This is a genomic window from Achromobacter maghribensis, from assembly GCF_057334215.1.
The window spans coordinates 32746-43461 of the sequence record NZ_JBHFII010000010.1; the positions used below are offsets into that span (position 1 = coordinate 32746).

Here is a 10716-nt window from a genome sequence, read left to right on the forward strand (position 1 = left end):
TGCCGGGACCTCGCCCCGCCGCGACTTGTCGGATAATCCACAGTCAGTTTCAAGAACTTAAAGCGAGTACACGACATATGCCCCTGGAATGGGAAGAACTGGTTACCCAACTTGATACCCACATGCCGCGCGAGGCCTGGGCGCAGACGCTGGTCGGCATCGGCGTGCTGATTCTGACGGCGCTGTTCGTCCAATGGGTCGTCGCCAGGGTGGTGCTGCTGTTGGCGCACCGCGTGCTGGTGCTGAGCGGCCGCGGAGACTGGGACCAGGCCTTGCAGCGCCGCCGCGCCTATCAGAACCTTTGGTACGCGGTGCCTTTCGCGGTGGTGTCGCTGGGCATCGACCTGGTGCCTCACGTGGAAAAGGCGGTGACCATCGTCGGCCGGCTGGCGCATGCTGGTGCCTGGATCTGCGTGTTCGTCGCATTCTCGGGCGTGTTGAGCGCCTGGCAGGACACCTATTCGGCCACGACGCGGGCGCAAACCCGGTCCATCAAGGGCTATATCCAGATCGGCAAGTTGATCCTGATGGCGGTATGCACCGTTTTGGTGCTGTCCATCCTGATCGACCGCTCGCCGCTATGGATGATCTCGGGCCTGGGCGCGTTGTCGGCGGTGCTGTTGCTGGTGTTCAAGGACACGCTGCTGTCGCTGGTGGCCAGCACGCAGCTGACCAGCAACGATATGCTGCGCATCGGCGACTGGATCGAAATGCCGCAATCGAACGCCGACGGCTTCGTCAAGGATATCGCGCTGCATACCGTCAAGGTACAGAACTGGGACAACACCGTTACCACGGTGCCGACCTACAAGCTTTTTTCGGAAAGCTACCGCAACTACCGCCACATGTTCGAATCCGGCGGCCGGCGCATCAAGCGCACCCTGCGGATCGATGCTTCCAGCGTGCGCTTCCTGACCGACGACGAAGCCCAGCGGCTGATGCGTTTTCGCCTGCTGCACGACTATCTTCAAGCCAAGACCCAGGACATCGCTCAGGCGAACCAGACGATGGGCGAACTGGCCAGCGTGCCGGCAAACCGTCGGCGCCTGACCAACATCGGCACGTTCCGCGCCTATGGACTGGCGTTCCTGAAACAGAACAAGGAAGTCCGCCAGGACATGGCGATGATGGTCCGCATGATGGAGCCCACCTCTGACGGCATTCCGGTCGAGGTCTATTGCTTCACGGCGGTGACGGCCTGGGTGGAGTACGAGCGGATTCAGGGCGATATCTTCGACCACCTGCTGGCCATCCTGCCGGAATTGGGCCTGCGCCTGTATCAGCAGCCGTCCGGGGCCGATATCGGCGCAATGGGCAGCTATTTGCGCGAGGGTGCCGTTCAAGCCGCCTTGGCGGGCGAGCGCGACCGGCAGGCCCTGGCCCCGCCGATCGACGCCATGCCGCTTGAGCGCGGGCTGACCGACGGCAAAATGCCCAGCTAGGCGGCGGCTGGAAGCGCCGTGAGATAATGGGGCGGTTGGAACTTAGTCATCATTGACCCAGGCGATCACCCCGATGTCGAACCCGTTCTTCAACCTGTATTCCCACGGCTTCGCCCGGGTGGCGGTCGGCGTGCCCGAATGCCGGGTCGCCGATCCGGCATTCAACGCCGCGCAAACCATCGAGCTGGCGCAGCAGGCTGCCCAGGGCGGCGCCGTGCTGGTGGCGTTTCCCGAACTGGGCCTGTCGGCCTATACCTGCGACGACCTGTTCCACCAGAAGGCCTTGCTGGACGAATGCGAGGCAGCGTTGGCCCAGGTGGTGCAAGCCACGGCCGAACTGGATATTGCCGTCATCGTCGGCGCGCCGTTGCGCGTTTCGCACCAGTTGTTCAATTGCGCGGTGGTGGCCGCGGGCGGACGCGTGCTGGGCGTGGTGCCCAAGAGCTACCTGCCCAACTACGGCGAATTCTACGAAGCCCGCCAGTTCAGCGCCGCCGATTGCGCCGCCGCGACCGAAATCCGGCTGCTGGGCGAAACGGTGCCTTTCGGGCCCGAGCTGCTCTTCCAGATGGAAAAGCTGCCGCTGTTCCAGTTCCACGTTGAAATCTGCGAAGACGTCTGGGTGCCCATCCCGCCGTCCTCGTTCGCCGCGCTGGCCGGCGCCACCGTGCTGGTGAACCTGTCCGCCTCGAACATCGTCGTCGGCAAGTCGGAATACCGGCACCAATTGGTGGCGCAGCAGTCTGCCCGTTGCCTGTCCGCCTATATGTACACGTCGGCGGGGCGTGGCGAATCGTCCACCGACCTGGCTTGGGACGGCCAGGCGCTGATTTACGAAAACGGCGAACTGCTGGGCGAATCCGAACGCTTCCTGAACCATTCCCACCTGCTTTTCTCGGACGTGGACCTGGACCGCCTGTCGCGCGAGCGCATGCGCCAGACCACGTTTGGCCAGTCGGTCCGCCGCCACCAGAACGAGGTGCGCCGGTTCCGCACCGTGCCGGTGCCGGTGAACCCGCCGTTGGACGACGCCGAACTGCCCCTTGAGCGCCGCGTGGCGCGTTTCCCCTATGTGCCGGCCGATCCGCAGCGCCGGGACGCCCGCTGCAAAGAGGTCTACAACATCCAGGTGCAGGCGCTGGCGCAGCGCCTGTCGGCCAGTAAGATGTCGAAGGTCGTCATCGGCATTTCCGGCGGGCTGGATTCCACCCATGCCTTGCTGGTATGCGCCCAGGCCATGGATACGCTGGGCTTGCCGCGGTCGAACATCCTGGCCGTCACCATGCCGGGCTTCGCCACCAGCACCCGCACGCTGCAGCAGGCGCGCCGGCTGATGGCCGTGGTGGGCTGCACGGCTTCTGAAATCGACATCCGCCCCAGCTGCCTGCAGATGCTGAAAGACCTGGGCCACCCCTATGCGGAAGGCAAACCGGTCTACGACATCACGTTCGAGAACGTGCAGGCAGGCGAGCGCACCAACCATCTGTTCCGCCTGGCCAACTTCAGCAACGCCATCGTCATCGGCACGGGCGACCTGAGCGAACTTGCACTAGGCTGGTGCACGTACGGCGTGGGCGACCACATGTCGCACTACAGCGTCAATGCCAGCGTGCCGAAGACACTGATCACGCATCTGGTGCGCTGGGTGGCCGAGTCCGGCCGCCTGGGCGGCGAGGGCGCCGAGGTGCTGCTGGACGTGCTGGGCACGGACGTCAGCCCCGAATTGGTGCCTGGGGGCGACGACGACAAGCCGGTGCAGAAAAGCGAAGCGTCCATCGGCCCTTACGAGCTGCAGGACTTCAACCTGTATTACACGCTGCGCTACGGTTTCTCGCCGACGAAGGTGGCGTTCCTGTCGCTGGCGGCCTGGCGCGACCGTGATGCCGGCGCCTGGCCCGACGCCGGCCACGTGGTCCGCAACCAGTACGATCTGGCCGCCATCAAGCGCAACCTGAAGATCTTCCTGGATCGGTTCTTCCGCACAAGCCAGTTCAAGCGCACCTGCGTGCCGAACGCGCCCAAGGTCGGATCGGGTGGTTCGCTGTCGCCGCGCGGCGACTGGCGGGCGCCCAGCGATTCCGAGTCAGTGGTGTGGCTGCGCGACGCCGAGCGCATTCCGGACGCGGCCCCGGACGCCTGATACGGGTTCTCCCGCTACTGCGGCGCGACGCCGGTGGTATTCTCTTATTCATTGCGCCTTGCCTGCCGGGACGGTACGGCAGGGCGCCGCAACAGATCAAAAACCCAGGACGACCAACGTGAAACAAGTCACCGCCATCATCAAACCCTTCAAGCTCGACGAAGTCCGCGAAGCGCTGGCCGAAGTCGGCGTCAGCGGCTTGACCGTGACCGAGGTCAAGGGTTTTGGCCGTCAAAAAGGCCATACCGAGCTCTACCGTGGCGCGGAATACGTCGTGGACTTCCTGCCCAAGATCCGCGTTGAAGTCGTGCTGCCCGATGATCAGGTGGAAGCCGCCATTGAAGCCGTGGTCAAGGCTGCGCGCACCGGCAAGATCGGCGACGGCAAGATTTTCGTCAGCCCGGTCGAACAAGCCATTCGCATCCGCACCGGCGAAAGCGACGAAGAGGCGTTGTGAGCTTCGCCTGTCGATAAGGCAGCAAGTACTCCAGGGGCCGGCCCAACGAACGCGGGACGGCCCTTTTTGGTGCAGCCGTCTTCGGGGCAATCTTGTCGGGCCGCATGCGCACATAGGTTAAAGCGCTAATTCCCCTAGCGGATCAGCTGGTTCATCTCAAGAATCGGCATCATCACCGCCAGCACGATCAGCAGCACGAATCCCCCCATCAGCAGGATCAGCGCCGGTTCCAGCAACGCCGTCATCGCCATCGCGCGCCGTTCCAGGTCGCGCGACAGGTTCTGCGCGCCGCGATCCAGCAACTCGGGCAGGCGGCCGGTCTTTTCGCCGCTGGCGATCAGGTGCACCAGTAGCGACGGAAACACTTTTTGCGCGCCCAGCGACGCCGACAGGGCCGCGCCTTCGCGCACGCGCGCCGACGCTTCGTCCACGGCCTGGCGCAGCACGTCGTTGCTTAATGTGCGGCGGGCGGCATCCAGCGCGGTCAGCAAGGCCACGCCGCTGCCGCACAGGATTGCCAGCGTGGACGCGAAGCGCGCCGCGTTCACCCCCAGCACGAAACGTCCCGCCAGCGGCAGCCGCAACACACGCGCGTGCCACGCGCGCCGCGCCGCCGGCGCCCGCAAGGTATAGCGCCACAACGCGATCAGCGCCACCAGCGCCACGCCTGTTGCCATGCCCCATTCGCGCACATAGTCGGACAAGCCCAGCATCACGCGGGTCAGCAACGGAAGCTGCTGCTTGGCGTGGTTGAAGGCGGACACCACCTGCGGCACCACATAGCCCAGCAGGAAGATCACGATGATGACCGACACGCTGCCCACGACCGCAGGGTAGATGAACGCCGTCATCACCTTGCTGCGCAACGTGTTGCGTTCTTCGATGTAGTCCGCCAGCTTTTCCATGACCTGCGCCAGATCGCCGGACTCTTCGCCCGCGCCGATCAGCGCGCGGTAGATCTCGGGAAAGTCGCGCGGTCGCGCCGCCAACGCGGTCGACAGCCGGTGGCCGGCGCGCACGTCATCGCGCACGCCGCCCAGCGTGGCGGCGATGTGCTTCTTTTCTGCCTGCTCCAGCGTTGCGGACAGCGCGGCATCCAACGGCAGCCGCGCGGCCAGCAGGCTGGCCAGCTGACGCGTCAGCCACGCCAGGTCGGCGTCGGACAGACGGGTGCGCAGGCTGGCGCCCAACCCTTGCGCACGCGCCGCCAGTGACGTCGACAACGGCAACAGCCCACGGCCACGCAACTGGTTGCGGGCCCCACGCTCGGAGTCGGCATCGATCGTGCCGCGCACGATTTTTCCAAGCGCGTCGGTGGCTTCGTAACGGAAGGAAGGCATAGTGAAAGGCAGGGGCCACACACGAATGCGAAACGTGCAAGAGCCCCGAATTTAAAGGGTTTCCAGCCAGTATGTTGCATGTCAAATATGACCGTAGTGTTGCACTGTCACCCCGTATACTCCGACGCGCTTTCACGTTTTTTCACACGATTTCACGTCTCAGGCACCTATCTCGTCATGCGTCATCTCGCGCAGTTCAGCCTTGCGGTCTTGCTCGCAGCAAGCCAAATCGGACCGGCACTCGGCACGGCCCACGCCCAACAGGCAGACAACCGTGTCAGCCTGAATTTCGTCGACACCGATATTCCCGCCGTGTTGCGCGCGCTGTCGCTGTTCACGCATCGGAATTTTCTGGTGGATCCCCGCGTCAAGGGAAAGCTCACGCTGGTGTCGGACCGGCCCGTCGATAGCGGACAGGCGCTGGCCATGCTGACGGGCGCGCTGCGTTTGCAGGGTTTCGCGATCGTCGATGTCGATGGCGTGACGCGCGTGGTTCCCGAGGCCGATGCCAAGCTGCAAGGCAGCGCAGTGGTGGGCAACACACGGCCCGCTGCGCCCGCGCCGGGCGCGCCTGCCGGCGGTGCGGCACGCGGGCCGGTGCCGGTGGCGGCGTTCGCCAAAGGCAGCAGCAGCGGCGAAATGCTGACTCGCGTGTTCCCGTTGAAATACGAGAACGCCGCGAACCTGGTGCCGGTGCTGCGGCCCATGGTGCCGCCGAACAACCCCATCAACGCCTACCCCGGCAACAACACGCTGGTGGTGACGGACTACGCGGACAACCTGGAACGAATCGCGCAAGTCATCGCGCGCATCGACGTGCCCAGTTCAATCGACACGGACGTGGTGCCCGTGCGATCGGGCATCGCGACCGACATCGCCATCCTGGCGTCGCAGTTGCTGGATACGCAAAGCAGCGACCCCACGCAGCGCATTGCCGTCGTGGCGGATCCGCGCAGCAACAGCGTGCTGGTGCGTTCCGGCAGCCCGGCGCGCACGCGGCTGGCCCGCGATCTGATTCTGAAACTGGACGCGCAGCAGAATCGGGCCGGCAATCTGCATGTGGTCTATATGCGCAACGCGCAGGCCACGCGCATCGCCGAAGTGCTGGGCGGCTTGTTGACCGGCCAGGCGAATGCCGCGCCGGGCGCCAATGGCGCCAATGGCGCTGCCGGCGGCGCGTCGGGGCCCACGGGGGCAGCCCAAGGCGGCGCCCGCCCGCAGAACACCGCGGCCAACGCCGGCAGCCAGATGGGGCAGGGCATGTCGGGATCGTCCAAGGGGGGCTTGTCGGGCGAGCAGGAGCGCATCGCCCGCGAAGACAACAGCACGCAGGCGGTCTCGTATTCCGCAGGCGGCGCCACCATCCAGGCGGATCCGGCGACCAACTCGCTGATCATTTCAGCGCCGGAACCGCTGTATCGCAGCCTGCGTGAAGTGATCGACCAACTGGACCAGCGGCGTGCGCAAGTGCTGGTGGAAAGCCTGATCGTCGAAGTCAGCGAACAGAAAGCGGCGGAATTCGGCATCCAGTGGATGACGGGCGCGGGCAACATCAACAGCGGCGGCACCAGCTTCATCGGTGGCACCAATCTTGGGGGCAGCGGCATCACCGGTTCGGGCCCGACGTCCATCGACGCGCTGGGCGGCGGCTTGAGCCTGGGCGTGGTGAAGGGCACCGTGGACGTGCTGGGCAACGAGGTCATCAACCTGGGCGTGCTGGCGCGCGCCATGCAGAATTCGGGCGAAGCCAACATCCTGTCCACGCCGAACCTGCTGACGCTGGACAACCAGTCCGCCAGCATCCTCGTGGGCAAGACCGTGCCGTTCGTGACGGGCCAATACGTGACCTCGGGCAGCAATGGCAGTTCCAATCCGTTCCAGACGATCGAACGCGAGGATGTCGGCCTGAAGCTGAACATCCGGCCGCAGATATCGGAAGGCGGCGCGGTCAAGCTGGACATCTATCAGGAAGTCAGCAGCATCGACGAAAGCCGTTCGAACTCCACCACCGGCATCGTGACCAACAAGCGCGCCATTGACACCAGCGTGCTGATCGACGACGGCCAGATCATCGTGCTGGGGGGCCTGCTGGAAGATAACGTAACGCTGACCACCAACGCCGTGCCGGGCCTGAGTTCGCTGCCCGTGATCGGTTCGCTGTTTCGCTACGATTCGCGCACACGCACCAAGACCAACCTGATGGTCTTCTTGCGGCCCTATGTCGTGCGCGATTCGAACCGCAGCGCCAGCGTCACCATGGACCGCTACGACTACATGCGCCGCGCGCAAGGTGTGGCGCAGCCTGCCAATCATTGGGCGCTGCCGGACATGCAGGCGCCGATGCTGCCCGCGGCGGGCTCCCCGCCGTCGGTGTCCAACAATGCTTACGACCTGCGGCCCGAACAGCAGGCGGCCACGATGCGCCGCCCGCCGCCCGCCACCGTTGAGTCCTTTGCCGTCCGGCAGGTTCCGGGCATGGCGCCCCAGCGCGATGCATCGACGGCGTTTCGCGTGTCGCGGTCGCTCACAATGGGCGTGGCAGTGGACCCCGAGTCGCTGCTATGAGCGCGCATCCCTTGCCCTATGCCTGGGCGCGCGCGCAGCGCGCCGTGCTGTCGCTGCGCGCGGGGCAGGTGCAGTTGACGGTCAGCCCGCGTACCCCGGAATGGGCGGTGCGCGAGATCCGGCGGTGCCACGGCGATATCGCCTTGACGCAGGTGGCCGACGAAGCGCTGGAAACCTTGCTGACGGCGGCCTACAGCCATTCCGAGGACGCCGCATCCGTCATGGGCGTGGCCGAGAACGAGATCGACCTGGACCGGCTGCTGCAGGACATGCCGGAAGTGGCGGACCTGCTGGAAGCGCAAGACGACGCGCCCGTGATCCGCATGATCAACGCGCTGTTCGCGCAAGCGGCGCGCGATGGCGCCAGCGATATCCATATCGAACCTTTCGAGACGCATTCGGTGGTGCGCTACCGCGTGGACGGCACCTTGCGTGACGTGGTGTCGCCACGCAAGGCGTTGCACGCCGCGCTGATTTCGCGCATCAAGATCATGGCGCATCTGGACATCGCCGAAAAGCGCTTGCCGCAGGACGGCCGCATCGCGCTGCGCGTGGGGGGAAGGCCGATCGACGTGCGGGTATCCACGTTGCCGACCGGGCATGGCGAACGCGCCGTGCTGCGCTTGCTGGACAAGGAGGCGGGGCGGCTGCAGCTGGAGCGGCTGGGCATGTGCCCCGAGGTGCTGGCCCAACTGGATCGCCTGATCCGCCAGCCGCACGGCATCGTGCTGGTGACCGGCCCGACAGGCAGCGGCAAGACCACCACGCTCTACGCCGCACTGAGTCGGCTGGACGCCGCCACCAGCAACATCCTGACGGTCGAAGACCCGATTGAGTACGACCTTAACGGCATCAGCCAGACCCAGGTCAACGCCAAGATAGACATGAGTTTCGCGCTGGCGTTGCGCGCCATCCTGCGCCAGGATCCCGACGTGATCATGATTGGCGAGATCCGCGATCTTGAGACGGCGCAGATTGCCGTGCAGGCGTCGCTGACGGGCCATCTGGTGCTGGCCACGCTGCACACCAACGATGCCGTGTCGGCGGTGACGCGCCTGACGGACATGGGCGTCGAACCCTTCCTGCTGGCGTCGTCCCTGCTTGGCGTGCTGGCGCAACGTCTGGTGCGCAAGCTTTGCCCGGAATGCAAGAAGCCCGCCATGCTGGATGGCAAACAGGTGTTCCACCCGGTCGGATGTCCGGCCTGCAACCACACGGGCTACAGCGGGCGCTCGGGCATCCACGAGCTATTCACGGTGGACGACGAGGCCCGGCGCCTGATCCACGAGGGGCGCGACGAACGCGAATTGCGCCTGGCCGCGGTGGCGGCGGGCATGCGCACCATGCGGCAGGACGGCCAGCGCTGGGTCGATGGGGGGCAGACGGCGCCCGAGGAAATCGTGCGCGTGACGCGCGACGCATGATGCCTGGCATGGCGTAGCGGGTGGCGCCGGCGGCAAGTCGGCGCCCGGAATCTGGAGGCTCTGGCGCCCGCGCCACGCGCGCGGCCAGGCGCCGGTCGACGCTACTTGCCGGTGCCGAACACCACCGTATCTTTCGTGCGCCGCCCCAGGGTGGACATCAGTCCGTCCAGGGCGGCGCGTTGCGCTTGCGTCGCCGAAGGCGCGAACGTGGCCTGGCCTTCGAAATTGACGCCGCGCGCCGTCACGCTGCCCTGTCCGGACACCGCCAGCACGCCGTTTTCGGTGCTGAGGAGAAGGGCGGCGCCCGGTTTGCCGGTGCCTTGCAGCCGCAGCAGGTAGGTGCCCACCGGCGCCACGGAGGTCAATGCCGTACCGGCATTGCGCCAGCGCAAATCGGCGATCGGACCGGACGGCAGGGGGGTGCCCAGGCGCAATGCCTGCCAGCTGATCTCGAGCATGCCTTCGGGCGCCAACGTGTTCCACGGCGCGCCCAGGGCGGCCAAGACGGACGCCGGCACGCGCAGGGACTGCGCCGGCAATGAGATGCCGGTCCAGCTCACGCGGGCGCGCAGCGGGCCTTGCAGCCACGGATGCGAGACCTCCAGAGCCATCGTGTCCCAGCGCCATCGCCATTGCACGGCTTGCGGCAAAACGCGCCGCGATCCCTGCGCGCCTAGCGCGATCCAGGCGCTGCCTTGCCATAAGGTGCCGCTGGCGTCGGCCAGCGTCACCAACGAAGGGTCGGGCTGCAAGGCCAGCAACCAGCGCGCCGGCAGCACGCTGATGGCGGCGGCCAGCGCACAGGCACCGCTGGCCAGCAGCAGGGCGGCAGCGCGTTTGTTGATACGGGGCAGCGGCATCAGCGGGCCCCCGCCTTGTCCGGCAGGGCCAGCGTCACCTGGCCGTTGACCAGACCGGGGAGTGGCCGGCCGTTGGGGTTGGCGGCGCGGGTCAGTTCGACCTTTTGCGTGGCCAGGCCCCAATCGCGGCCCGCCCCTTCCAGCCAGCGCAGCAGCGCCGATGATGGCGCCTGGTTCAGTTCCAGCCGTACACCGCTGCCGGATTCCGGTTGGCCCAGCGTCCACATGCCCGCCGGCAGGCCGCCGCGTTCCAGGCTGGCGCCCAGTTCCGCCGGGGTAGGCATGCTGGCGGCCGGGGTAGCCGAGCGTTGGCGCAACGACCGCGCCTGCGATGTCAGGTCGGCGACGCTGGCGGCCTGGGTGCGCAGCGCTGGCAATTCCGCTTGCAGCTTGCGCACGGTGTTCAAAGGCGGCTCGATGAAGACGACGAAGGCAATGGCCGCGCCTAACAGCGCGGCCGCGCCCGTGACCAGCCGGCGTTGGCGCGG

The 10716-nt window shown here is 66.3% G+C and carries 8 protein-coding genes; 5 read left to right on the forward strand and 3 right to left on the reverse strand.

All coding sequences use genetic code 11. The features are described from left to right. The first annotated feature begins 77 nt into the window (after nucleotides 1-77). The 3 genes from ACE039_RS04220 (at nucleotide 78) to ACE039_RS04230 (ending at nucleotide 4039) form a co-directional block, all read left to right on the forward strand. Nucleotides 78-1442 carry a mechanosensitive ion channel family protein gene (locus ACE039_RS04220; protein ID WP_448709266.1) on the forward strand — a complete coding sequence of 455 codons (1365 nt, stop codon included), beginning with the start codon at nucleotides 78-80 and terminating at the stop codon, nucleotides 1440-1442. 73 nt (nucleotides 1443-1515) lie between these two features. Further along, a complete protein-coding gene (locus ACE039_RS04225; protein ID WP_485821744.1) occupies nucleotides 1516-3582 on the forward strand; it encodes an NAD(+) synthase in 2067 nt (688 codons plus the stop codon). A 118-nt stretch (nucleotides 3583-3700) separates the two neighbouring features. Continuing rightward, complete coding sequence (locus tag ACE039_RS04230; RefSeq protein WP_006218942.1) at nucleotides 3701-4039, forward strand: P-II family nitrogen regulator; 339 nt, start codon at nucleotides 3701-3703, stop codon at nucleotides 4037-4039. A 134-nt stretch (nucleotides 4040-4173) separates the two neighbouring features. On the opposite strand, the gene gspF is transcribed toward ACE039_RS04230, so the two are convergent. Then, entirely contained in the window at nucleotides 4174-5379 is a 1206-nt protein-coding gene (gspF, locus tag ACE039_RS04235; RefSeq protein ID WP_485821745.1) for a type II secretion system inner membrane protein GspF, read from the reverse strand. Nucleotides 5380-5556: 177 nt separating this feature from the next. Here gspF and gspD point away from each other — a divergent pair, with 177 nt between their 5' ends. Both gspD and gspE read left to right on the forward strand, forming a co-directional pair. Then, nucleotides 5557-7944: a type II secretion system secretin GspD gene (gene gspD, locus ACE039_RS04240; RefSeq protein ID WP_332009351.1), complete on the forward strand. Its 2388-nt coding sequence runs from the start codon at nucleotides 5557-5559 to the stop codon at nucleotides 7942-7944. Further along, the gene (gene gspE, locus ACE039_RS04245; protein ID WP_105560121.1) at nucleotides 7941-9368 is read left to right on the forward strand and encodes a type II secretion system ATPase GspE; all 1428 of its coding nucleotides are present in this window, start codon (nucleotides 7941-7943) and stop codon (nucleotides 9366-9368) included. Before gspD ends, gspE begins: the two co-directional genes overlap by 4 nt. Nucleotides 9369-9469: 101 nt before the next feature. Here the strand turns inward: gspE and gspN are convergent, their stop codons facing one another. Both gspN and gspM read right to left on the reverse strand, forming a co-directional pair. After that, nucleotides 9470-10228, reverse strand: a complete 759-nt coding sequence (gspN, locus tag ACE039_RS04250; RefSeq protein WP_485821746.1) for a type II secretion system protein N — start codon at nucleotides 10226-10228, stop codon at nucleotides 9470-9472. Beyond that, a partial coding sequence (gene gspM / locus ACE039_RS04255) for a type II secretion system protein GspM (protein WP_485821747.1) occupies nucleotides 10228-10716 on the reverse strand: 489 nt, incomplete at its 5' end. The genes gspN and gspM, both read right to left, overlap by 1 nt.